General features: G+C 68.1%; 35 protein-coding genes. 14 read left to right on the top strand and 21 right to left on the bottom strand.

Features of this window, described 5'->3' with window-relative positions:
• The first annotated feature begins 10 nt into the window (after window positions 1–10).
• Together ACFOMD_RS02820 and ACFOMD_RS02815 are read left to right on the top strand one after the other, a co-directional pair.
• The gene (locus tag ACFOMD_RS02820) at window positions 11–505 is read left to right on the top strand and encodes a hypothetical protein (protein WP_380856477.1); all 495 of its coding nucleotides are present in this window, start codon (window positions 11–13) and stop codon (window positions 503–505) included.
• The gene (locus ACFOMD_RS02815; protein ID WP_380856474.1) at window positions 505–1,044 is read left to right on the top strand and encodes a J domain-containing protein; all 540 of its coding nucleotides are present in this window, start codon (window positions 505–507) and stop codon (window positions 1,042–1,044) included. The genes ACFOMD_RS02820 and ACFOMD_RS02815 overlap by 1 nt, the downstream gene beginning before the upstream one ends.
• Window positions 1,045–1,173: 129 nt before the next feature.
• Here ACFOMD_RS02815 and ACFOMD_RS02810 read toward each other — a convergent pair whose 3' ends face one another.
• The 13 genes from ACFOMD_RS02810 to ACFOMD_RS02750 form a co-directional block, all read right to left on the bottom strand.
• Window positions 1,174–1,923, bottom strand: a complete 750-nt coding sequence (locus ACFOMD_RS02810) for a sulfite exporter TauE/SafE family protein (protein ID WP_380856471.1) — start codon at window positions 1,921–1,923, stop codon at window positions 1,174–1,176.
• On the bottom strand, window positions 1,920–2,369 hold the full coding sequence (locus tag ACFOMD_RS02805; protein ID WP_380856468.1) for a PaaI family thioesterase: 450 nt from the start codon (window positions 2,367–2,369) through the stop codon (window positions 1,920–1,922). The genes ACFOMD_RS02810 and ACFOMD_RS02805 overlap by 4 nt, the downstream gene beginning before the upstream one ends.
• The gene (locus tag ACFOMD_RS02800; RefSeq protein WP_380856465.1) at window positions 2,366–2,830 is read right to left on the bottom strand and encodes a PaaI family thioesterase; all 465 of its coding nucleotides are present in this window, start codon (window positions 2,828–2,830) and stop codon (window positions 2,366–2,368) included. The genes ACFOMD_RS02805 and ACFOMD_RS02800 overlap by 4 nt, the downstream gene beginning before the upstream one ends.
• A complete protein-coding gene (locus ACFOMD_RS02795; RefSeq protein ID WP_380856463.1) occupies window positions 2,827–3,243 on the bottom strand; it encodes a SufE family protein in 417 nt (138 codons plus the stop codon). The genes ACFOMD_RS02800 and ACFOMD_RS02795 overlap by 4 nt, the downstream gene beginning before the upstream one ends.
• Before the next feature lie 157 nt (window positions 3,244–3,400).
• On the bottom strand, window positions 3,401–3,646 hold the full coding sequence (locus ACFOMD_RS02790) for a hypothetical protein (protein ID WP_380856461.1): 246 nt from the start codon (window positions 3,644–3,646) through the stop codon (window positions 3,401–3,403).
• Between the two features lie 25 nt (window positions 3,647–3,671).
• A complete protein-coding gene (locus tag ACFOMD_RS02785) occupies window positions 3,672–3,914 on the bottom strand; it encodes a hypothetical protein (protein WP_380856458.1) in 243 nt (80 codons plus the stop codon).
• Window positions 3,915–3,940: 26 nt separating this feature from the next.
• Window positions 3,941–4,207, bottom strand: a complete 267-nt coding sequence (locus ACFOMD_RS02780) for a hypothetical protein (RefSeq protein WP_380856455.1) — start codon at window positions 4,205–4,207, stop codon at window positions 3,941–3,943.
• Between the two features lie 10 nt (window positions 4,208–4,217).
• Entirely contained in the window at window positions 4,218–4,535 is a 318-nt protein-coding gene (locus ACFOMD_RS02775) for a hypothetical protein (RefSeq protein ID WP_380856452.1), read from the bottom strand.
• A 34-nt stretch (window positions 4,536–4,569) separates the two neighbouring features.
• On the bottom strand, window positions 4,570–4,860 hold the full coding sequence (locus ACFOMD_RS02770; RefSeq protein WP_380856449.1) for a hypothetical protein: 291 nt from the start codon (window positions 4,858–4,860) through the stop codon (window positions 4,570–4,572).
• 30 nt (window positions 4,861–4,890) lie between these two features.
• Window positions 4,891–5,271, bottom strand: a complete 381-nt coding sequence (gene pspC, locus ACFOMD_RS02765; protein ID WP_380856446.1) for an envelope stress response membrane protein PspC — start codon at window positions 5,269–5,271, stop codon at window positions 4,891–4,893.
• Window positions 5,252–5,533 carry an envelope stress response membrane protein PspB gene (gene pspB / locus ACFOMD_RS02760; RefSeq protein ID WP_380856443.1) on the bottom strand — a complete coding sequence of 94 codons (282 nt, stop codon included), beginning with the start codon at window positions 5,531–5,533 and terminating at the stop codon, window positions 5,252–5,254. Before pspB ends, pspC begins: the two co-directional genes overlap by 20 nt.
• Window positions 5,533–6,216, bottom strand: a complete 684-nt coding sequence (gene pspA / locus ACFOMD_RS02755; protein WP_380856440.1) for a phage shock protein PspA — start codon at window positions 6,214–6,216, stop codon at window positions 5,533–5,535. The genes pspB and pspA overlap by 1 nt, the downstream gene beginning before the upstream one ends.
• A gap of 68 nt (window positions 6,217–6,284) precedes the next feature.
• Window positions 6,285–6,446, bottom strand: coding sequence for a hypothetical protein (locus ACFOMD_RS02750; protein WP_380856437.1), 162 nt, complete (start codon window positions 6,444–6,446; stop codon window positions 6,285–6,287).
• A 211-nt stretch (window positions 6,447–6,657) separates the two neighbouring features.
• Between ACFOMD_RS02750 and pspF the strand changes: the two genes are divergently transcribed.
• From pspF to ACFOMD_RS02725, 5 genes are all read left to right on the top strand, one after another.
• The gene (pspF, locus tag ACFOMD_RS02745) at window positions 6,658–7,728 is read left to right on the top strand and encodes a phage shock protein operon transcriptional activator (RefSeq protein ID WP_380856434.1); all 1,071 of its coding nucleotides are present in this window, start codon (window positions 6,658–6,660) and stop codon (window positions 7,726–7,728) included.
• A gap of 84 nt (window positions 7,729–7,812) precedes the next feature.
• Complete coding sequence (locus ACFOMD_RS02740; RefSeq protein WP_380856431.1) at window positions 7,813–8,436, top strand: superoxide dismutase; 624 nt, start codon at window positions 7,813–7,815, stop codon at window positions 8,434–8,436.
• Between the two features lie 241 nt (window positions 8,437–8,677).
• Window positions 8,678–10,177: a leucyl aminopeptidase gene (locus ACFOMD_RS02735; protein ID WP_380856428.1), complete on the top strand. Its 1,500-nt coding sequence runs from the start codon at window positions 8,678–8,680 to the stop codon at window positions 10,175–10,177.
• Between the two features lie 90 nt (window positions 10,178–10,267).
• Entirely contained in the window at window positions 10,268–11,836 is a 1,569-nt protein-coding gene (locus tag ACFOMD_RS02730; RefSeq protein ID WP_380856425.1) for a M61 family metallopeptidase, read from the top strand.
• A 52-nt stretch (window positions 11,837–11,888) separates the two neighbouring features.
• Window positions 11,889–12,653, top strand: coding sequence for a hypothetical protein (locus ACFOMD_RS02725; protein ID WP_380856422.1), 765 nt, complete (start codon window positions 11,889–11,891; stop codon window positions 12,651–12,653).
• Window positions 12,654–12,656: 3 nt separating this feature from the next.
• Here ACFOMD_RS02725 and ACFOMD_RS02720 read toward each other — a convergent pair whose 3' ends face one another.
• From ACFOMD_RS02720 to ACFOMD_RS02710, 3 genes are read right to left on the bottom strand one after another with little or no spacing between them, the layout of a single operon-like run.
• Window positions 12,657–13,157 carry a hypothetical protein gene (locus ACFOMD_RS02720; RefSeq protein WP_380856419.1) on the bottom strand — a complete coding sequence of 167 codons (501 nt, stop codon included), beginning with the start codon at window positions 13,155–13,157 and terminating at the stop codon, window positions 12,657–12,659.
• Between the two features lie 29 nt (window positions 13,158–13,186).
• Window positions 13,187–13,435, bottom strand: coding sequence for a helix-turn-helix domain-containing protein (locus tag ACFOMD_RS02715; protein ID WP_380856417.1), 249 nt, complete (start codon window positions 13,433–13,435; stop codon window positions 13,187–13,189).
• Window positions 13,435–13,941 carry a DUF2975 domain-containing protein gene (locus tag ACFOMD_RS02710; protein ID WP_380856414.1) on the bottom strand — a complete coding sequence of 169 codons (507 nt, stop codon included), beginning with the start codon at window positions 13,939–13,941 and terminating at the stop codon, window positions 13,435–13,437. The genes ACFOMD_RS02715 and ACFOMD_RS02710 overlap by 1 nt, the downstream gene beginning before the upstream one ends.
• An 82-nt stretch (window positions 13,942–14,023) precedes the next feature.
• On the opposite strand from ACFOMD_RS02710, the gene ACFOMD_RS02705 reads away from it, so the two are divergent.
• A complete protein-coding gene (locus tag ACFOMD_RS02705) occupies window positions 14,024–14,419 on the top strand; it encodes a hypothetical protein (RefSeq protein WP_380856411.1) in 396 nt (131 codons plus the stop codon).
• An 80-nt stretch (window positions 14,420–14,499) separates the two neighbouring features.
• On the top strand, window positions 14,500–14,781 hold the full coding sequence (locus ACFOMD_RS02700; protein WP_380856408.1) for a hypothetical protein: 282 nt from the start codon (window positions 14,500–14,502) through the stop codon (window positions 14,779–14,781).
• A 1-nt stretch (window position 14,782) separates the two neighbouring features.
• Here the strand turns inward: ACFOMD_RS02700 and ACFOMD_RS02695 are convergent, their stop codons facing one another.
• Complete coding sequence (locus tag ACFOMD_RS02695; protein WP_380856405.1) at window positions 14,783–15,670, bottom strand: fatty acid desaturase family protein; 888 nt, start codon at window positions 15,668–15,670, stop codon at window positions 14,783–14,785.
• Window positions 15,671–15,731: 61 nt separating this feature from the next.
• Here ACFOMD_RS02695 and ACFOMD_RS02690 point away from each other — a divergent pair, with 61 nt between their 5' ends.
• Both ACFOMD_RS02690 and ACFOMD_RS02685 read left to right on the top strand, forming a co-directional pair.
• On the top strand, window positions 15,732–16,550 hold the full coding sequence (locus ACFOMD_RS02690; RefSeq protein WP_380856402.1) for a hypothetical protein: 819 nt from the start codon (window positions 15,732–15,734) through the stop codon (window positions 16,548–16,550).
• A 9-nt stretch (window positions 16,551–16,559) separates the two neighbouring features.
• On the top strand, window positions 16,560–16,850 hold the full coding sequence (locus tag ACFOMD_RS02685; protein WP_380856399.1) for a hypothetical protein: 291 nt from the start codon (window positions 16,560–16,562) through the stop codon (window positions 16,848–16,850).
• 3 nt (window positions 16,851–16,853) lie between these two features.
• On the opposite strand, the gene ACFOMD_RS02680 is transcribed toward ACFOMD_RS02685, so the two are convergent.
• Window positions 16,854–18,020: a hypothetical protein gene (locus tag ACFOMD_RS02680; protein ID WP_380856396.1), complete on the bottom strand. Its 1,167-nt coding sequence runs from the start codon at window positions 18,018–18,020 to the stop codon at window positions 16,854–16,856.
• Window positions 18,017–18,319, bottom strand: a complete 303-nt coding sequence (locus ACFOMD_RS02675; RefSeq protein ID WP_380856393.1) for a PadR family transcriptional regulator — start codon at window positions 18,317–18,319, stop codon at window positions 18,017–18,019. Before ACFOMD_RS02675 ends, ACFOMD_RS02680 begins: the two co-directional genes overlap by 4 nt.
• Window positions 18,320–18,468: 149 nt before the next feature.
• Between ACFOMD_RS02675 and ACFOMD_RS02670 the strand changes: the two genes are divergently transcribed.
• Window positions 18,469–18,969, top strand: coding sequence for a DUF2975 domain-containing protein (locus tag ACFOMD_RS02670; RefSeq protein WP_380856390.1), 501 nt, complete (start codon window positions 18,469–18,471; stop codon window positions 18,967–18,969).
• A gap of 1 nt (window position 18,970) precedes the next feature.
• Window positions 18,971–19,189: a helix-turn-helix domain-containing protein gene (locus ACFOMD_RS02665; RefSeq protein ID WP_380856387.1), complete on the top strand. Its 219-nt coding sequence runs from the start codon at window positions 18,971–18,973 to the stop codon at window positions 19,187–19,189.
• 165 nt (window positions 19,190–19,354) lie between these two features.
• Here ACFOMD_RS02665 and ACFOMD_RS02660 read toward each other — a convergent pair whose 3' ends face one another.
• Window positions 19,355–20,053: a glutathione S-transferase family protein gene (locus ACFOMD_RS02660; RefSeq protein ID WP_380856384.1), complete on the bottom strand. Its 699-nt coding sequence runs from the start codon at window positions 20,051–20,053 to the stop codon at window positions 19,355–19,357.
• 112 nt (window positions 20,054–20,165) lie between these two features.
• Between ACFOMD_RS02660 and ACFOMD_RS02655 the strand changes: the two genes are divergently transcribed.
• Window positions 20,166–20,513 (top strand): winged helix-turn-helix transcriptional regulator, encoded by a 348-nt coding sequence (locus ACFOMD_RS02655; RefSeq protein ID WP_380856381.1) that lies wholly within the window; start codon window positions 20,166–20,168, stop codon window positions 20,511–20,513.
• Window positions 20,514–20,774: 261 nt separating this feature from the next.
• On the opposite strand, the gene ACFOMD_RS02650 is transcribed toward ACFOMD_RS02655, so the two are convergent.
• Window positions 20,775–21,380 (bottom strand): inner membrane-spanning protein YciB, encoded by a 606-nt coding sequence (locus ACFOMD_RS02650; protein WP_380856378.1) that lies wholly within the window; start codon window positions 21,378–21,380, stop codon window positions 20,775–20,777.
• Window positions 21,381–21,383: the final 3 nt, after the last annotated feature.

Below are 21,383 nucleotides of genomic sequence, written 5' to 3'. Positions count from 1 at the left end.
GGACATTGAAATGACGACTGACCATAAACCGCGCCTGTTCGCGGACGATGCCGCGGTGCGGCGCGTCGGCGAGGGGCTGCTCGACCGCTCGCTGCCGCGGGAAGACTGGACGCATGAGGCGCATCTGGCGTCATGCCTGTGGCTGCAGCGCGAGCGGGCGGATATCGACCTGGCCGCACGGCTGCCTTCGATCATCGCCGGCTACAATGAGGCGGTCGGCGGGGTGAACAGCGACGCCGCCGGCTATCATGAGACGATCACCCAGGCCTATGTCCGGCTGGTCGCCGGCTTCCTCGCCGATGCCGATCGCGGGCAGGCGCTGCATGTGCTGGTCAACGACCTGCTGACGTCGCCGATTGGCCACCGCGACGCGCTGATGGCACACTACAGCCGCGAGCGCCTGTTCTCGGTCGCGGCACGCCGGGGCTGGATCGAGCCCGATCTCAAGCCGTTACCGTCGCACCCGGCTGGCGCCGACGCCGTGCCGGCACTAGGTAGGGGGTGATGGCGCGCCGACCGACGAGAAACGACGACTGGGGCTTCCCCCGCTGGCGGCCCTATGGCTCGTCGACGACGGCGGCGGCGAACGTGCGCCTGTGCGACCGCGAAGGCTGCACCGAGGCCGGCGACCGCCCGGCGCCCAAGGCCCCCAACAGCCCCGAGCGCTGGTATTTCTGCGAAACGCACGCCGGCGAATACAACAAGCAATGGGATTACTTCCGCGGCCTCACCGCCGAGGAAGCCGCCGCGCGCGAACAGGCGGCCGAGGGCGAGAAACGCTATCGCCGCGCCGACCATTGGGCGTGGGGCGAAGGCGACGGCTCGCGCAGCCGCGGCGAGCTCGATGCGCTGAAGGTGCTCGAACTGGAGAGCGACGCCGACGACGCCGCGGTCAAGGCCGCGCACCGCCGGCTGGTGAAGCTGCACCACCCCGACCGCAATGCCGGCGATGCCGAGGCCGCAGCGAAATTCCAGGCGGTGCAGGCGGCGTATGAAGTCCTCAACCGCGCCGCAGAGCGCCGGGCGGCCGTGGGCGGAGCCTGAGCCACCCCCAATATCGTCATCCCCGCGCAGGCGGGGATCCATTACCGCCGACGCTTCGGAGTATGGACCCCCGCCTGCGCGGGGGTGACGATGAATTGATGGCTGGGGTACGGCTCAGGCAACGCTGAGCTATCGCATCACCCGCGACAGCATCTCGGCGCCGAGCAACAGCAGGAAGATCAGGAACCAGCGCTTGAAGGTCGCCGGGCTCACCCGGTCGCGCAGCTGCTGCCCCGCCCACATGCCGATCAGCGCCGGTACCACCGCCAGCGCCGACAGCGCGAAATTGCCCACCTCATACGCCCCGCGCCACGCGAGGCCGGCGGCGAGCGCGAAGGTGGAGACGGTGAAGGACAGGCCGAGCGCCTGGACGAGGTCGTCCTTCGCGAGGCCGAGCGATTGCAGGTACGGCACGGCGGGGATGACGAACACGCCGGTGCCGCCGGTGACCGCGCCGGTGGTCAGCCCGACGAGCGGCGACGCCCAGGTTTCGGCGCGCGCCGGCACGGTGAACGGCTTGGCGACCAAAGTGTAGAGCGCATAGGCGACCAGCGCGCCGCCGAGCGCGGCGGTGGCAGTGCGGGTGTCGCCGCCGGTGAGCAGCGACAGGCCGGCGAGCGTGCCGATCGTGACGCCCAGCATCATCGGCCACAGCCGGCGGATCAGCGCGCCGAAGCTCGGCCCGGCAAGCAATTGCCAAATGTTGGTGACGGCCGACGGCACCACCAGCAGGCTGGCGGCGGCGAGCGGCGAGAGCAGCGCGCCGAGCACGCCCATCGCCACCGTCGGCAGGCCCATGCCGGTGACGCCCTTCACCAGCCCGGCCGCGAAGAAGGTGGCGGCCACCGCCGCCAGCAGCAGCGGCTCGCCCAGGGTCACGTCGCGGCGCGGTCCAGCATGATGTTCATATGCGCCGTGGCGATCGGCTTCTCGCGATCCTCCTGCCAGGCGATCACCGACAGATTGGCGATGCGGCGGCCGAGGCGGTTGACGTGTGCCGCGGCAAAGGTGTCCTGCGGCTGGCCGGCGCGCAGATAGTCGACGGTGACGTTGACCGGCTTCACCTTGGGCAGCGGCTCGTCGCGCGGCAGGCGGATGAGCAGGGTCGCGGTGGCGGCGATCTCGAGCAGCCCGGCGACGGTGCCGCCGTGCAGGCGCGGCGGATAGGGCTGGCCGACCAGATGCTCGGCATAGGGCATGGTGATGACCAGCTCGCGGCCGTGCACCGCATAGTGCAGCCCGAGATAGGCGGCGTAGGGCAGCGAGCCGAGCGAGCCCGACGACGGCCCGGCGCGCAGCTCGTCGGCGAGCGAGGCGAAGCTCATTGCTTGGCCCCCGCGGTGAACATGAAGGTCCCGGTCATGTGCGCGATCGGCCGCGACGGGTCGCCGTTGTGCGCCATGCCGTGCACGAACGCGACGCTGCGGGTGAGCTTGTGAACCTCCGACTTGCCGAACACCGATTCGCCGGGCGTCGCGGGGCGGAGATAGTCGAGCCGCAGGTCGAGCGTAGCGAGCGGCTGCATCTGGCTGGCGGCGGTCAGCACCGAGAAGCCGCCGACCGAATCCATCAGCGTGAAGATCGCCCCCGACGCGACGATACCGCCACCGGATTGATCGGCATCCGGATAGGCGACGAGATGATCGGCGTAGGGCAGCTCCAGCTCCGCCCAGCCGCGGCCGTGGCCGTGGTAGCGGACGCCCAGCGCCTTGATGTGCGGGATGCCGAGCAGGAAGCTGTCGACGAAGCGCCGCAGCTTCTCGTCGGGGCTGCGCGTCTCGCTCATGCCGCGAGCCGCGCGGCGGTGGCGCGGATCAGCTCGATCATGTTGGGGATGCCCTGCGTGCGGTTGGAACTCAATTGCCCGGCGAGGTCGAAGGGTTCGAGCTCGGCGCGGATGTCGAGCGCGATGATCTCCGCCGGCGTCCGGTCCTGCACCAGCCGCAGGATCAACGCGACGATGCCCTTGGTGATGTGCGCGTCGCTGTCGGCGAGGAAGTGCAGCCGGCCGTCGTCCTGCGCCACCGGATAGACCCAGACCTGGGCGGAACAGCCGCGCACCTTGGTGGCGTCGGTCTTCAGCGCGTCGGGCATCGGCTCCAGCGCGCGGCCGAGGTCGATCAGCAGGCGGTAGCGGTCCTCGCGGTCGAGGAGATCGAATTCCTCGCGGATGTCGTCGAAGCTTTGCGGCGTCGCCATGCGGCGGGAATGCGGGAAGGTGGGCGAGGGGTCAACTGGGTTGATCCTCCCCGGAACGGGGAGGGGGACCGCCGCAGGCGGTGGAGGGGTAGCCGGCACCGGACCCCCTCCACCCTGCTGCGCAGGGTCCCCCTCCCCGTACCGGGGAGGATGAGGGCTACAAATCCACCCCCGCGGCGATCGCTTCCAGCTTCTTCACCCGCTCGCGCAGGTCGGCCAGCTCGATGCGGTTGCCGACCTGGGCGACGGGCATTGCCTCGTCGGCCACGCCGGTCCCGGTGGTCAGCTGCTGGCGCTTGAATTCCAGCCAGCCCTTCCAGCTCCAGGCCCAGACCATGCCGAGCATGGCGATTGCGACGATCGAGCTGCCGGTCAGGACGAGGAGGTTCGTGGTCTCAAGCATGGGATCTCTCCCTTCTCGGTGTGTCTCAGTCGCGGCCCAGCGCGTCGATCTCGTCGGCAAGGCGGCTGCGCTTGTCGACGGCGATGCGCTCCAGCGTGCCGATCCGGTCCTTCAGCTGCTGCATCTCATGCTTCAGCCGGGCGTTCTCGGCGGCCATGGCCGTATCGTTCTGCTCGCCGCGGGCATGGCCGGCGCGGTACTTCGAGCTGATGACGCGGCCCAGCACGACGATCGCGACGATCAGGACCACCATCTCAAACGGGTTCATCTCGCTACTCCCCTAAAACCTGTATCTCAGTTGACCCGGTCGTCGCGCAGGGCCTCGATCTGGCCGGCGACGCTCGTGCCGCTGTCGGTGGCGATGCGCTCCAGCACGCGGACCCGCGCCTCCAGCCGCTCGATCACCGCCGTCTGCCGCACCGCGCGTTCGGCGGCGCCGTTCGCGGCCAGCTCAAGCTGCTTTTCCTTCAGCTTCACCCAGCGCTTGAACATGTCGCCGAGGAAGGTGAACACCACCGGCACGCCGACCACGATCGCAAAGAACCAGACCCAACCCGGCATCGCGGCCTCCTCAGTTGACCTTGATGTCGCGCAGACTCTCGATCTGGCGATCGAGTTGCGCCGACTGGTCGGTGGCGATGCGCTCCAGCACGGCGGTGCGGTCCTTCAGGCTCGCGACCTCGGCGCGGAGCTGCGCATTCTCGGTGGCGATCAGGCGCAGCCGCTCGGTCGTCTCGGTGCTGGCGACCGGATGGATCGCCTTGCCCCAGCTGTTTTCGAGCGGATAGCCGTGCTTCACGCGGAGCCAGGTGGTGAACACCCAACCGAGGACTGCGACGAGGCCGACCGCCATTCCGGCGAGCGGGATCAGGGGGCCAAATTCACTCATTTTCTTCTCTCCCTTTGCGACGGTGCGGCTGTGATCAGCGCAGCGCGTCGATTTCCTTCGAGACGCGGGTGGCGGGATCGGTGGCGATCCGCTCCAGCACCGCGAGCCGGTCTTCCAGCCGCGTGAGCTGGCCCTTCAGCCGGTCGTTCTCCTGCGTCAGCAGCTCGACCTTGCGAGTGGCGTCCACGTCGCCCTTGCTGTGCGTGCCGCCCCATTCGCCCTCGACGGGGTAGCCGTGGCGGGCGCGGATCCAATTGTTGATCAGCCAGCCCAAGGTCGAGATCGCGATGATCGCGAGCACGAAGCCAGGTCCACCAAAGTCCATCTAAACCTCCCTGAATTGTCGTCGGCGCGGTCAGCGCAGATTGTCGATCTCGCTCGCCAGGCGGCGGTTCGACGAGGTGACATAGCCCTCGATGTCGCGCAGGCGGCGGTCGACGTCGCGGAAGCTCGAGTTCACGTCGCGGATGGTGCGCTGCGGCGCCACGCGGGCGTTCTGCCAGAACTTCTTGGTGTCGGCGTCCTGATCGTACAGCGCGTAGGGCTTCGAATTGGCGATCCAGGCGGTGATGAAATAGGCCACCAGCAGGCTGCCGCCCGAAAACCACACGCCGAGCGCCGTCAGGATGCGGACGATGGTGATGTCGACGCCGGTGTAGTCGGCGATGCCGGCACAGACGCCCAGGAACTTGGCGTTACGCTTGTCGAGGTAGAAGCTAGTGCGACGAGCGGACATTGGGGAGCTCCTTCATCTCGGCGGTGTGATCCTGGATGGCGGCTTCGCGCCAGCGGGGGTTCTCGGCGGTCATGATGCGCTCGATCGAGTGCAGGCGGTCGTCGAGGCGGCGGGCGGCCTCGTGGAGGTTGTCGAGCAGCTGCTCGTCTTCCATCGAGAGGCCCCGGGCCCGCTTCCACTGCGTAGTGTAGTGGAAGATCAGCCAGGGAAGCCCGATGAACAGCATCCCGCAGATGGCGATGGGGACAAGAACGTCTTCCATTATTCAGCCGCCTTCTGCTGCTGCTGAAGCGCCATGCGGTTCTTCAGCTCCTCGAACTCGGCATCGACGGCGTCACCGGTGCGAAGCTCGGCGAACTCGTCCTCGAGCGTGCGGGGCTTGCCCAGCTCGAACACCTCGGCGCGGCCCTCGGCGAGGTCGACGCGGCGCTCGAGGATCTCGAACTTGGCGAAGGCTTCGTCGACGCGCGGGCCGGCGTAGATGTTGCGCATCTTCGCGCGGTTGGTGGCGGTCTCCAGCCGCGACAGCACGGCGTTCTGGCGGGCGCGGGCTTCGCGCAGCTTCGCCTCGAGCTTCTGGATGTCGGCCTCGTGGTGCATCAGCGACTCATCGAGGGTACCGATCTCGCCCTGCATCTGCTGGGCCATGCCGCCGAGCTTCTGCTTCTCGACCAGCGCCGCCTTGGCGAGGTCCTCGCGGCCCTTCGACAGCGCCAGCTCGGCCTTCTCCGCCCAGCTCGCCTGCGCGATGTCGATCTTGGCGATCGTGCGGCGCATTTCCTTCTGATCGGCGATGGTGCGGGCAGCCGACGCGCGAACCTCAACCAGCGTCTCCTCCATCTCCATGATGATCATCCGGATCATCTTCGCCGGGTCCTCGGCGCGATCGAGAAGATCGGTGACGTTGGCGGCGATGATGTCGCGGGTTCGCGAGAAGATACCCATGGTTGCTTACTCCGTTTGAAAAAGGGAGGCCCGGGCGGGGAGGGGGTCCGCCCGGGCCAGTACCGGCCTCAGGACTGGAGGGTAGTGGCCGGTTGAGCGGTAGCGGCGATCTGGACCTGGTCCACCTGGGCCGGGCCGGCCGCCGCGACAAGGCAGGTCAGGCCGAACAATGCCGCACCGAGGCCACCCACGACGATCCGCTTGAGGCTCTCATTCGACTGCGCGAACATTTCCGTATCTCCCGATCTCTGCTTCGATTTTGATCGGCGGCGGGACCATCCCGCTGCCATGCCAACAGTATTGCAACGGGTGTGCCAACTTTTCTGGCATGGTTGAAAGTCTACAATATCAAGAGGTTGTGGAAAATCCGCCGGCGTTGCGATGAACCGGAGATGAAGCTCCGTTGCCAAGAATTGGGAATTTGCGCTAACTCTTGGCGCCATGCAGAAAGCGACCACCCTCGTCGGCCAATCGACCGCCTTTCTCGACGCCGTCGAGCGGGCCAGCCAGGCGGCGGCGCTGACCCGTCCCGTGCTGGTGATCGGCGAGCGCGGCACCGGCAAGGAGCTGATCGCCGAGCGTCTCCATCACCTCTCGCCGCGCTGGGACGGGCCGCTGGTCACCTTGAATTGCGCCGCGCTCCCTGAAAACCTCATCGATGCCGAGCTGTTCGGCTATGAGGCCGGCGCCTTCACCGGCGCGCAGAAGAGCCGCGCCGGCCGCTTCGAGGATGCCGATGGCGGCACGCTGTTTCTGGACGAGATCGGCACCTTGTCGGCGGCCGCGCAGGAGCGGCTGCTGCGCGTCGTCGAATATGGCGAGCTGACGCGCCTCGGCTCCAACCGGCCGGTGCAGGTCGACGTGCGCGTCGTCGGCGCGACCAACGAGGATCTGCCGCTGATGGTCGAGAAGGGGCGCTTCCGCCCCGATCTGCTCGACCGGCTGTCGTTTGAGGTCATCACCTTGCCGCCGCTACGCGTCCGCGCCGAGGACATCATGATCCTCGCCGAGCATTTCGCGCGCCGCATGGCGATGGAGATCGGCTGGATGGAATGGCCGGGCTTCTCGCCTGACGCGAAGAAGGCGCTGAAGGCCTATCCGTGGCCCGGCAACATCCGCGAACTGAAGAACGCGGTGGAGCGCGCCGTCTATCGCTGGGGCGACCCGGTCAACCCGATCGCGCACATCCCCTTCGACCCCTTCGATTCCCCGTGGCGGCCGAAGACCAGCGTGTCGTCGCGCCCCGACCATGTCGCGGCGATCGCCGATCCGCGTCCGTCGGTCGAGGTGGTTTCGGCCAATAAATATGACTGCGAGAAAGTCGCCGACCTGCGCGTCGCGGTCGCCGAATATGAACGCGACATCCTTGCCGCCGCGCTCGCCCGCTGCCGCTTCAACCAGCGCGAGACGGCGACGATGCTGAAGCTCAGCTATGACCAGCTGCGCCACTGCCTGCGCCGCCACGGCATGCTGGAAAAGATGCCCGACAAGCTGGCCGCGCCGGTCGACTGACGACGCGTCGTTTCGTCGCCGTCACGCCAACTTTTCGGCTCCCTGCGCGTTCGTTGACCGAACCGATTTCAGGAGCCCACCCCCATGGCCATCACCTTGCCGCCGCTGCCCTTCGCCTATGATGCGCTGGAGCCGCACATGTCGAAGCGCACGCTCGAATTCCATCACGACAAGCATCACAAGGCCTACGTCGACAAGACCAACGAGCTGATCGCCGGCACCGAGCTGGCCGACGCCGATCTCGAGACGATCGTGAAGAAGGCAAAGGCGGACGGCGACGAGAAGCTGTTCAACCAGTCGGGCCAGGTCTGGAACCATAATTTCCTGTGGCAGTCGCTGCGCCCCGAGGGTGGCGCCGGCCCGTCGGGCGACCTCGCCGAGATGATCGAGGATGCCTTCGACGGCGCCGACGGCTTTGCGAAGACGTTCAAGGAAGAGGCTGTCGGCCATTTCGCCAGCGGCTGGGCGTGGCTGGTGCTGGGCGCCGACAAGCTGGAAGTGATCTCCACCCACGATGCCGACACCGCGCTGGTCCACGACGGCAAGGTGCCGCTGATCGTGCTCGATGTGTGGGAGCACGCCTATTACCTCGACTACCAGCATAAGCGCCCGGACTTCGTCGATACGTTCCTGTCGAAGCTGATCAATTGGGACTTCGCGGCGGAGAACCTCGCCGCGGCGCGTGAGAAGCAGCGCAAAGCGGCCTGATCTCCCCCTCTCCCTTGAGGGGAGAGGGAGGGGCCCGCTCGCGAAGCGAGTGGGAAGGTGAGGGTGATGCCGCGGCTTGCGGCTAACCTCTCGTAAGCGGACTCGCTCTGAGATCACCCTCACCCTCCCATGCTGACGCATGGGCCCCTCCCTCTCCCCTCAAGGGAGAGGGACTTAGGTGCTTGCCCTCGCGGACACGGGCGCTAGTCATAGGCCGACCATAACCATCTTCGGAGACCCGATGCGCCCCCTGATCCTGGCGATGCTCGCCGGCCTTGCTGCCGCGCCCGCCGCTGCCGCCGTCCTTCCCGTGACCGTCGCCGCGCAGGCGCCTGCCGCCGGCACCTTGGTGCTGCCGCTCGCCAACGCCGGCGATCTCGCCCGGGTCGGGACCGCGCTCGACGCGGCGACGCAGGCCGCCGTGTCGCGTGCGCTCACTGCCGCGGCGTTCGACTACAAGGCGAAGTCGACGCTCTCGCTGCGCGGCATCGGCACCTATGACCGGCTGCTGATCGTTGGCCTCGGCGCCGCGCCGACCCGCGTCGACCTGCAGAACATCGGCGGCATCGCCGCGCGCGAGGCGGGCAAGGACAAGGCCGTGGCGCTGGTCGCCAGCCACCTGCCGGCGACCGCCGCGACCGACGTGGCACTCGGCTATCGCCTGGGCAGCTATTCGTTCGACGCCTACAAGAAGCCGGAAAAGCCGGTGGTGCGCGCGCCGCTGACTGTGGTCGGCGCCGGCAATACCGACGAGCAGGCCTCGGTCGCCGAAGCGGTGGCGTTCACCCGCGACCTCGTCGCCGAGCCGGCGAACATCATTTACCCGGAGAGTTTCGTCGAGCGCACCCGCGCCGCTTTCGCGGGCGTCGGCGGCGTCAAGATCGAGGTGCTCGACGTGCCGGCGATGGAGAAGCTCGGCATGGGCGCGATCCTCAGCGTCGGCAAGGGCAGCACCCGCCCGCCGCGTATGCTGATCGTCGAGTATAAGGGCGCCGGCGCGCCCGCCAAACCCATCGTGCTGCCGGGCAAGGGCATCACCTTCGATTCGGGCGGTATCTCGATCAAGCCGGGCACCGGCATGTGGCGGATGAAGAACGACATGGCGGGCGCCGCCTCGGTGGTCGGCGCGGTGCTGGCGCTGTCGAAGGCGCGCGCGCCGGTCAACGTCGTCGCCATTGCCGCGCTCGCCGAGAACATGCCGGACGGCAACGCCTCGCGCCCCGGCGACGTGGTGCGCGCGATGAACGGCAAGACCATCGAGATCATCAGCACCGACGCCGAAGGCCGCCTCGTCCTCGCCGACGCGATGGTCTACGCCAAGAAGTACGACCCGGCAGCGATCGTCGATCTCGCGACGCTGACGGGTGCTGTTGGCGGGGCGCTCGGCAACGAATATGCCGGCCTGTTCAGCCGCCAGGACTGGCTTGCCGATCAACTGATCGCGGCGGGCAAGGCGACCGGCGAGGAGCTGTGGCGGCTGCCGCTGCACCCGAACCACCTCGAAGATGTGAAGTCGGACTATGCCGACATCCGCAACTCGACCGAGGGCAACCAGCCGGGCGCCAGCCACGGCGCAGTGTTCATCGGCTATTTCGGCGACCCGAAGACGCCGTGGGCGCACCTCGACATCGCGAGCATGGCGATGTCGTCCGAAGCCGTGCCGACGGTGCCGAAGGGCGCGACCGGCTATGGCGTGCAGCTGCTCGATCGCTTCGTGCGCGACTTCAAACCGGGCAACTAAGCGGTGCGCGCCGGGGGGCTCGCGATCATCGCCCTTATCGCCGCAGCTCCGGCCGCCGCGGAAGGGATAGCCTACAGCCTGTCGCCGGTGATGACCGGCGATAGCCTCACGGCACTCGCCGTCGAGCTTCGGTTCGACGGCGATGCCGATGGTGAGACGGTGATCGCGCTCCCCGACAAGTGGGCGGGCACGCCCGATTTGTGGAAGGCGGTGTCCGACGTCACCGCCACCGGCGGCACGGTGACCGGCGACGGCGCGACGCGCGTCATCCGCCACGGCGCGAACGCTCCGCTCCTGTTGCGCTACCGCCTCGCGTCGAACGGCGCGGCGGAGCCGGGGCCGAACTACCACAAGGCGCAACCGGTGGTGCGGCCGGGCTGGTTCTTCTTCCACGGCGAGGGGCTGTTCGCGGTGCCACAGGGCCGCGACCAGGCGGCGGCCAGCTTCCGCTGGGCCGGCTGGCCTTCGGGCTGGAAGGTGGCGAGCGACCTCGATCATCTGGCGGCCCGCCCCGGCACCGTCGAGGACATCGTCGAAAGCGCCGGGATCGGGTCGCCCGACCTGCAACTGATCGAGCGGCAGGTCGACGGCGCGCCGTTCCGCCTCGCCATGCGCGGGACATGGACGTTCGAGCCGGCGATACTTGCCGATCGTGTCGCGGCGGTGATGCATGCCGAGAATGGATATTGGGGCGACAAGGGCCGCGCCTTCTTCGTGCCGGTCGCGCCAATGGTGCCCGAAGGGCTAGGCCGCTCGACCAACGGCACGGGGCGCACCGACGGGTTCGCCATCGCGTCCACCACAAACTACCGGCTGGAGGACGCCAGCCAGTTCCTCGCGCACGAATATATGCACAGCTGGCTGCCGCGCGAGATCGGCGGCGGGCTCAAGGAGAATGAGGCCGAGGGCTATTGGCTGAACGAAGGCTTCGTCGATTTCACGGCGGCCCGCGCGCTCGTCCGCTCGGGTATCTGGTCGATTGAGGAGTATGCGAAATCGCAGAATGAGGTGCTGATGCGCCTCGCCACCTCGCCGGCGCGCAATCTCGACAACAAGACGCTCGGCGCGCGCTTCTGGAGCGACGGCAGCGCGCAGCAGATGCCGTATGATCGCGGCAACATCTTCGCACTGTGGCTCGACGCGAAGCTGGCGGCGAAGGGGGGTGTCGACGCGGTGCTGCGGCGGCAGCGGCAGATGGCAAAGGTCGCCAATTCGATGGGCGCGCCGCTCCTCTTCCCGACCGCCGCGCGCGAGGCGACCGGCGTCGATGTCCGCCCCGACATCGCCCGCCATATCGATCGCGGCGAGCCGGTGACCCTGCCGCCAAAGCTCGGGTGCCTTGAGGTGAAGACCGTCGAGCGTCCGGCCTTCCACCGCGGCTTCGACATCGACGCGACCACCCCCGACGACGTGATCCGCGGCACCGACCCCAAGGGCAACGCTTATGCCGCTGGCCTGCGCGACGGCATGAAGCTGATCCGGCGCGAGGGCGGCGAGATCGGCAATCCGGCGGTGGAGATCGCCTATCGCGTTGGCACCGAGAGTGGCGAGAAGGTGCTGCGCTGGCTGCCGCTCGCGCCGGCGCCGGTGCGGCTGCAGCAGCTGATCGTGCCCACGCTCGACGAAGTCGCCCGGAAGGCCTGCGCCGCCCGCTTGTGATCGGCTTCCCCGCGTGTATTATGCCGGTACGACACTAGCCGGGAAATCGCCGATGCGCCTTTCGCTCCTCCTGCTCCCCGCCGCCGCCATCGCCGCGCCGGCCCATGCCGATGCGCTGCTCGATCAGGCGCTGGCCAACGGCGGCGCCTACAACACGGCCGACTGGGCCTATGTCTCGACGATGGAGGTGTGGACCGGCGGCTCGACGGTGATCGGCGACGCCATCGACCGGGCGCAGGAAGGCAAGCGGGCCCGCCCGCCGCTGCGCGAGCGCCGCGTCACCAGCTATGACCCCTCGAAGCCGGCGGGGCAACGCGAGAAGACCCTCTACGAAAAGGACGCCAAGGACGTTCACGTCGCCACCGACGAGGATGACGACCTGCCCGCCTATTCGGAAATGCAGCAGCTGGTGCAGGGCGAGGCGAAGAAGGTCGGCGAGACGGCGACGACGGTCACCTATCGCTTCAGCGTCGATCCGCGGCTGGTCCGCAAGATCGGCAGCGCCGATATCGACATCGAGGGGGATTCGCTGCCGCCGCTCGCCGGCACCGGTGTTGTCCAGAAGACCGGCCCCGGCGCGCCCTATCTAAAGACGTTGGTGGTTGCGCTCCCGACGAACGACGGCAAGGGCCGCGGCAACGCCGCCGGCAAGGTCAAGCAACTCTCCTTCGGCTTCCGCTTTGCCCCCGAGGCGAAGAACGGCGTGAAGCTGCTGCAGGCGTTCGGTATGGATTCGAGCTTCCAGGGGCTCGGGCTCGTCACCGTCGACTTCTCGGTGCTGAACAAGGTGACCGGCTATCGCTACGTCGGGAAGTAGCGGTCAGTCCCGCGCAGCCTTCCGGAACAGCCACGCCGAGGCGAACCACGGCAGCGCGAAGATCGCGCTGAACGGGGCGACGCCGGCGAGCAGCAGTTGCGCAACGCCCGTGACCGCCATCGCCCATGCCATACCGCGCGGCCGCAGCCGCGCGATGGCGGTGCCGATCAGCGCGAGGAGCGGGATCAGCATGAAGAGGAGGTTGGCGGGGTTGCCCTCGCTGCCGACGATGCCGACCGCGAGGTTGACCCAGACCAGCCCGAGGCCGGCAAGCAGCGCCAGCGCGGCGGCGGCGCGATAGGCGGTGCTGCCGCTGCTGCGCGTCGCCAGTTCGAAGCCGCCGCCGAGCGCGAGGCCGAGTAGCGCGGCGGCGAGGAAGTCGCCGGGCGACCACGCCATCTCGCTCGACAACTGCATCGCGATCAGCGGGATGAGCACCAGCAGCGCGGGTGGCGCCCATAGCGCGAGCATCCAAGGGGTACCGAGCCGTCGCGAAGATTGCATCACCGTGCCTCCGTCCTACGCGCACCAGTTTACGCTCGGGGGTTGGTGTCGGCAATCGGCTCTTCTTCGTCCGGCCCCTCGACGTTCGCCAGCAGGTCGCCCGGCTGGCAGTCGAGGTAGGCGCAAATCGCCGACAGCGTCGCGAAACGCACCGCGCGCGCCTTGCCGGTGCGCAGCAGCGAGATGTTGGCCTCGGTCATGTCGAGCGCGCGGGCGAGTTCGTTGGCGCGGACGCCGCGTTTGGCGAGCATCGCATCGAGGGTGACGGCGATGCGCATCAGACGGTGAACGCCTGTTCCTCGGCCATCTGCCGCGCCGCTGCGAGCAGCCGTGCCATGATCGCAGCGAAGGCGGCGCCGGCGAGCGCCAGCAGCGTGCCGGCGTCGATGCCGATGACGATATGGCGGTTGCCGGGTCCGGCGTCGAAGGTGAGGGCCAGTGGCACCAGCATCCAGGTGACGACCAGCGCGACACCGAGTGCGGCGAGCGAGGCGGCGATGCCGCTGGTGGCGCGCACCGCCCCGATCCCGAAGCCGTCGCCGCGCCCGACCGCGTCGGCGAGACGGCGAAGCTGCAGCAGCGCCACCACCGCGATGCCGATGGGGATGGCACAGGCGAGCGCCCCGAGGATGCGCTTGGTGGTATCGACGGGCACCGGGTCGACCCACGGCAGCCACGCCGTGCTGATCGCCGCCGCGGACATCCCGGTCCAATAGGCGATCATCAGCAGCGGCAGCGCCACCATCGCCCCCGTGCAGCCCGCCTTGATCCGCCCGACCTGCATATCAGCCTCCGCTCAGAAATTATCGAATAATTATAATTTTTGATTGACCTTGCCAAGGACGTTGCGGGATGCAGGCGGCATGATGCCGGGCCGACTCCGCCTCGTCACCCTTATGCTGCTGGCGGCGCCTGCCGCTGCGGCCGAGCCGCCGGCGTCGGCGGAGGACGCCTATGATGCCTATCGGCGGATGACGACGGCGGTGAAGCCGGATTGCCCGGCGGTCACCGATCCCGACGAGATCGTCGTCTGCGGCAGCGTCGATTCGAGCCAGCACCGCCTGCCGCGCAAGGAGGACAGCGGCCCCGTCATCGCCGGGGCCGCTGACGCGCGGGCGGAACGGGAAGCGCTGGCGGGCGGCGGCGCCTGTGGCGGCCGCTTCTCACATGGCCGGCCGGGCTGCGCGGGCGGGCTCAACATCCTCGCGATCGGCGGGGCGATTGCTCGCGCGATCGGCAAGGTGGCGGGCACCGATCAATAGGGCTGCCGCGGCAGAGGCGCGGCATTTGACGAAGGCGCGGAATCGGTAAACAGTAACTACTAAATATGAGGGAGAGGGTCATGCGCTCATCGATCACCGTCGTCGTCGCGCTTTGCGTCGCGGGGCTGGGCCCCGTCGCCATCGCCGCCGAGCCCGTCACGACAGCGGCGGCCGCGCCGCTCAATGACAATGAGATCATCTGCCGGAAGACGCTGGAAACCGGCTCGCTGGTCCGCAAGACCAAGCAATGCTTCACCCGCGCGGAGTGGGACAAGATCGCGGCGGCCAATCGGCAGGGCAACCAGAAAACCGCCGACCAACTGTCGGGCGGTCACAATTGTCAGGCGACCGGCACCTGCTAGGCTAGGTCCGCACCGCCCGGCGGATCACGTCGGCATAGCCGTGTGAAATGCAGTCGTATCCCTCGTAGAAGCCGCGCTGCTTTAGCAGCCGGTGCATCTCGCCGAGCCGGTGCGCGGGGATGCTGGCGGCGAGGTGATGCTCGAGGTGCCAGTTGACGTTGTTGGGCGCGACCAGCAGCCGCTCCCACCAGCGCGCGATCGTCGTGCCGGTGTTGAGGCGCGCGTCGATATCTTCGCGGTTCTTGGCGGTGCCATGCTCGCCGATCTGGCGCAGGCGGACGATCGCCGGATAGACGAACAGCTGCGCTGCCCACCAGATCGCATAGGCCCAGGGCGCGCCGGCGAGGGTGAGTAGCGTCAGCAGCCCGGCGTGGAAGGCGAGCCACGGCCATTGCTTTGAGAAACTGAACCGCTTCAGCTGCATCAGCAGGTCGCGCATGCCGGTGCGCCCGGTCAGGTCGCGGCCGAACTTGCGGCGGAGCGAGGCGCGGCTGACTGGATAGTCCTTCACGAAGCCGCGATCGGGGTCCTTCGGCGTGCCGGCGTGCTGGTGATGCTTCAGATGATAGTCGCGGTAGAGCGGCAGCGAACTGTTCATCGGCACCGCGGCCAGCCAGTGGCCGGCGAATTCATTCAGCCAGCGGGTGCGGAACAGTGCCGAATGCGCGCAGTCATGGGTGATGATGCCGAGGCCCAGCTGCCGCCCGGCGATGATGAGCACGGCGGCAAGGATCGTCAGCGGGTTCGGCCACAGGATGGCGAGCGCGAAGGCGGCGGCGATCAGCCCCCAGTTGACGTCGAGCGTCCACAGCCCGACCGCGTCCGAACTGCGCTTCAGCTCGGCCAACTCTTCGCGCGACAGCACATCGGTGTATTTCTGCGGCCGCATCGCGGGCTCCCCGAGTCTCAATTATGTGTATGTAACCTGAAATATCGGATATCGTCAATTTATGTCACAAGCCTGGCAGGCCATCCCGCCGGCGCGCGCGCTGATCCTGTCGCTGCTGTCGAGCGGCGGCACCGGGCCGACCGCGCTAGCGGCGCTGACGCGGATGGGGGGCCTGTTCGGCGTCGATGCGGCGACGATCCGTGTTGCGGTCGGGCGGCTGGCGCGCGACGGGCTGCTCGAACAAGTGGAGCGGGGGCAGTACGCCCTTGGCGCGCGCGGCGCGGCGATGGGTGCACGCGTGCGCGGCTGGCGGCAGGCCGAGGCGCGAATGAAGGGCTGGGACGGCGGCTGGCTGCTGATCCTCGTCGATCATCTCGGCCGCGCCGACCGCGTGCGACTGCGGGCGCGGGAGAGGGCGCTGCGCCTGAGCGGCTTTGCACAGAGCGATGCCGGCTTCTGGGCCCGCCCCGACAATCTTGCCGCGCCGCTGCCGCAATTGATCGCCGAGGCGGTCGACCTTGGCCTCGACGCCGCCGCCATCGCCTTCGCCAGTGCGGCGCCGTTACCCGATGAAGAAGCAAAGCTGCGCACGCTCTGGTCGGCGGACAACCTCGCCACCACCTACCGCTTCTGGGTCGACGCGATGGACACGAGCGCCGCCCGCGTCGCCCGTATGCCCCCCGACGAAGCCGCCCGCGAAACCCTGTTGCTCGGCCAGGCGGTGATCCGCGCTATCAACCTCGACCCGCTGCTCCCCGACGCACTGGTCGATGCCGGGCTGCGGCGCTGGATGATCGATGGCATGATCGCCTATGACGACATCGGCCGCCGGGCGTGGGCGGCGTTCGGGACGGTAGAAGTGCGATCAGATCAAGGTTAATTGTCCGCGATGCAGATGGACGATGACATCGCTCGCGAAAGCCTCGCCCGCACGATGCGCTGGTGCGCGGTCATCGTTCTGCTGGTAAGCGCGCTTCAAATGGCAATGGCCGCTTTCGTCGTGCATTCGACGGTTCCAAACGATGCCGGCAAGCTGGTTGCGGCTGGCTTTTTCCTGTTCAGTGGATTGGCCATCGCCGTCGCGTTTGGTTTCCGAAAGGTGAAGCAGCCGACTTGGAAGCATTGGCTGATCGTCGCTTTCTTCGCTGCGCCGGCGATGGCGGACATCGTTTTTCGCTAAGCCCTACACCGAATAGCTGATCCCGGCGCAGCGGGTGTCGGGGCGTTCCGGCGTGTCGGGCGTGGGCATTGCGGCACGCTCCTTGGCGCTTGCCGACGCCGGCTTCGGCAAACCCAGCAGGCTGACGACATAGCCGATGATCGCGCTGCCGCCGTAGCCGACCACCGGGGTTGGGTAGTTGCCGAGCGCCGCCGCCGCGATCACCGCCAGCCACACCGCGCCGAACACCGCATAGGCCTCCTGATGATCGACATCATAGAGGCGGCCGACGATGGCGGGGACGAGCATCAGCGCGACGCCCGCGAACACCGCGAGGCCGGCGAGCGGGGACACCGCGAAGGACGTGTAGAGGATCTGGTCGACATAGGGCACCGCCGGCAGCGTGTCGGCGCGCAGAAGCGTGACCGCGAAGCCGATGCCCGCGCCGGCGAGTGCCACCAGCACGTTGCGCTCCGGCCGGATCAGCGTCAGCGCGACGAGGCCGGCGGCAAGCGCGCCCGCCATCGCCCGGTCGGGCTGCAGCGCCAGCGCGGCGGCGGCGGCGAGGATGCCGGCGGTCGACAGGACATCGCGGGCGCGGGCGAAGGCGATGGTCATGATCGGGAGGAGGATCAGGCTCGGCTGGATGAACAGCGGCCCGACCGCGATCCAGCGCGTTGCGCCGTCGACGGGCTGCCCGAGCAGGCTGGTGAGCAGCAAGGCCGCGCCGAGCGTGACGCCGACCGCCCCGGCGTTGATCCGCCCGCCGCGCTGACCCGCCAGCACGATCGCCACGGCGACGAAGCCGATCAGCAGCGCGCCGAGGTTGATCGCGAGGTAGCGCACCGGCGCCCCGGCGGCGCTCAGATAGGCGAGGCCGAGGCCGGTGGCGGCGATGGCGCAGGCGGCGGTCATCCGCCAGGGTCGTTGAAACAGATCGCGCGTCAGCCGCATGCCGGTGGGTTCCTCGTTGGGGGTGGGGTCCTCGCGCGCGTCCAGCGGCAGCCGGAGCGGGCGGAGGAGGTGGAAGTCGATGGCGGCGCGGGCCGCGAAGCCGAGGCAGGAGAGGGCGTAGCGCGTGCCGCCGCCTTCGATCTCGCCGACCTCCGCGCGCATCGCGGTGCCCCAGTCGCGCAAATGCGTGGGCAGGAGCATGGCGGCGACGGCCACAATGAGATTGGCGAAGCTCATGCGAGCTTGCCGGCGAGCGGGGCGGCAGCGGCCGCCGGAGGATTGTCCATTGCAAGCTGGCGCCCGCTCTTGGTCAGCCGATAGGCATGGCGCGGCGGGCGGCCCGGCTCCGACGGCGGCTGCCATTCGGCCGCAAGGTGCCCCTGCGCCTCCAGCCGGATCAGCAGCGGATACAGTGTCCCCGATTTCACGCCCGCCTGACGGCACAGATCATAGCCATGCACCCACCCGCTGCCTGCCGAGGCGAGCGCGGCGAGGACAGTACGGGCGATGTCGGAAAGCGCGCGAGAACGGGTCATGAGGAATTAAATCTACCTATGTAGATTTAGAGTCAATGGGGCCACCAGGCTCTCGGCGAATAAATCTATGCTTGTTGATTATCGATAATCGACATATCGTTTTTCGATAAATGATTCGGAGCTGGTCCATGCACCCCTATTCACGCGCCTTGCCGATTGCCTACGTGGCGTTGCGCATCCTGCTGGTCGCCAACCGCCTGTCGGGACTGGCGATCCTCGCGCTGCTCACCGCGACCTTCGTCGCCCCCGACTGGACGATGACCGCGCTCGGCATCACCGCCGAATCGTCGATCCGCACCATGCTGCCGGGGCTTCAGGCGATTGCGGGGCTCGGCCTCCTCGCCGTGCTGCTCAACGACATCGTGATCCGGCATCTGCTGGAGATCGTGCGCACCGTCGGTCGCGGCGATCCCTTCACCGCCGCCAATGCGCACCGGCTGCTGGCGATGGCGTGGCTGCTGCTCGGGCTGCAGGTGATCAGCCTGATCGTCGGCGCGATCGGCAAGGCGATCGAGACGGCGGCAAACCCGCTCAATCTCGACGCCGGTTTCTCGCCCGCCGGTTGGCTGGGCGTGCTGCTCACTTTCGTGCTCGCCGGCATCTTCAGCGAGGGCACGAAGATGCGCGACGATCTCGACGGGACGATCTGACATGGCAATCGCCGTCCGGCTTGACGAACTGCTGCACGCGCGGCGGATGACCTTGACCGACCTCGCTGAGACGGTTGGCATCACGCTCGCCAACCTCTCGGTGCTGAAGACCGGCAAGGGCCGCGCCATCCGCTTCTCTACGCTCGACGCCATCTGCACCGCGCTCGCCTGCCAGCCCGGCGACATCTTCGTGCATGTGCCGGGGGTGGCGGAGGACTAGCGGCCCACCGCCAGCCCCCTCATCGTCATACCGGCGAAAGCCGGTATCCAGATTGACCGTTGGACTGGATACCGGCTTTCGCCGGTATGACGGGATTGGGTTGGATTGCAGGTCGGCGCCAAGTGCTGGCCCACGTCCTCGCGAACTGGCAGCGCCTGCTGATCGTCAGTCACCGAACCGCGCGATGACGTCGGCGAGGGCGTCGAAGCCCTGGCAGGCGCCCGAGCCCGCCGGTCGCTCGCCATCCTCGACGGCTTGCGCGAAGACGATGGCGGGGTCCGCCTCGATCCGCGCGCGCCAAGCGGCGAGGCGGGGCCAGCGGTCCTCGATCTCGTGAAGCTCGCGCCAGCGGGCGACGCCGGCGAGCAGGCCATCGGCAAGGGTGGGGCGGTCGCCGACGAGATATGGGCCGTCGCCGATCATCGTTTCCAGCTTGTCGTGCCGCTCGATCACCGCGCCCTCACCGAAGCGGCGCAGCGCCGCCTGATAGGCCGGGTCGGGCGCTTCCATCTCCATCGCTGCCCACAGCGGGCTGAAAGCGCCGGTGAAGCCGGTGTTCACGAAGGCCATCAGCTGGTGCATGCGGTCGGCCTCCGCCGAGCGTGGCGGGAAGCTGATGCGGCGGTCGTCGTCGCGCGCTTCCAGCCAGGCGGCGATCGCCATCGTCTCGGTCAGCACGCGGCCTTCATCGGTGATCAGCGCCGGCGTTTCGACGCGCGGGTTGAGCCGCGCGTAGGCGGGCTCGCGCATCTCGCCGAGCATGTCGACGCGGCAAAGGCGATAGGGCCGCCCGCGCCATTCGAGCGCGGCGACGAGGCCAAGCGAGCTTCCCGCGGGGAAGCCGGTGAGAAGGATCGGGTCCATGTGATTGCTCCATCGTTGGGGAGTGGAGCTGCGCAGCGAGGGTTGAGGTAGTTGACCCGTCGGCCGAAGTTAATAACGCACATTTCTGTAACCACCGCAGGAGCCGCCCCGCGTGAAGGATCTGGTGTCGAGCTGCCCCATCGAGGATGCGATGCGCATGCTGAGCGGCCGCTGGCCGACCCTGCTGCTTTACTATCTGCAGGACGGCACCAAGCGCTTCTCCGACCTGCGCCGCGACAACCCGACAGTGTCGCACCGCATGCTGTCCTTGGAGCTGCGCAAGCTGGAAGCGGCGGGCATCGTCACCCGCACCGAACATGGCGACTACCCGCGGCATGTCGACTATGCACTGACCGCGGCGGGGCGACAGCTGGTGCCGCTGATCGATGCGCTGGGGGACTGGTGGGAAGCGACGGCGGGCGAGCGGGACGGGGCGGTACAGAAGGGCGAGGCGGCTTAGCCCCGCCTTCATCCAGGTAGCTCCGCCTCCCTCCAGCCCCAATCCGTCATACCGGCGAAAGCCGGTATCCAGTTCGACGCCCGGTCTGGATACCGGCTTTCGCCGGTATGACGGACGTGGGTGGGCGAGGCGACTTAGCCCCTCTCCCTGGAGGGGAGAGGGGTTGGGGAGAGGGTGGTCGGATGGCGGGCGCTAACCGGCGACCACCCTCACCCCGCTCGCTGACGCGAGTCGCCCTCTCCCCTCCAGGGAGAGGGGCGCTTACCCCTGCGGCGGGACCGGCGGGTCCTGGGGCTCGTCGCTGTGCTTCATCAGCAGGGGCAACTGCGTGAACATGAAGGCGAAGGAGAGGGCGGATACACCCCAGACCTTGAAGGTCACCCAACTGTCGAAGCTGAGATACTGCCGCGCCGCCTCGTTGACGCCGACCATCGCGAGGAAGAACCAGGCGAAGTTGCGGGTGAGGAGGTGCCAGCCTTCGGGCTTCAGCGCCGGGAAGCCGGCTTCCAGCACGGTGCGCAGCAGTGGCCGGCCGGTGAGCAGGCCGAAGAACAGGGTGCCCGACAGGATCGCGTAGACGATCGACGGCTTGATCTGAATGAAGCGCTGATCGTGCAGGTAGATGGTGAGGCCGCCGAACACGGCGACGACCACGCCCGTTACCCACAGCATCGTCGAGATATGGCCGGTCTTCAGTTTGGAGATCAGCATCGCGGTGGCGACCGCCACCATGAAGGCGGCGGTGGCGGCGATGGCCTGGTCGACATCCGAACCCGGCGCCAGCCAGTTGGTGACGAAGAACACCAGCAGCGGGCCATAGTCGATGGCGAGCTTCAGGCCCGTCGACAGTTCACGCTTTTCCGCCACGAT

It is taken from the genome of Sphingoaurantiacus capsulatus, assembly GCF_042648405.1.
Taxonomy (GTDB): Bacteria; Pseudomonadota; Alphaproteobacteria; order Sphingomonadales; family Sphingomonadaceae; genus Sphingoaurantiacus; species Sphingoaurantiacus capsulatus.
Note: the sequence above shows the minus strand (reverse complement) of the source record. Positions and strands in the feature narration are given on the sequence as shown.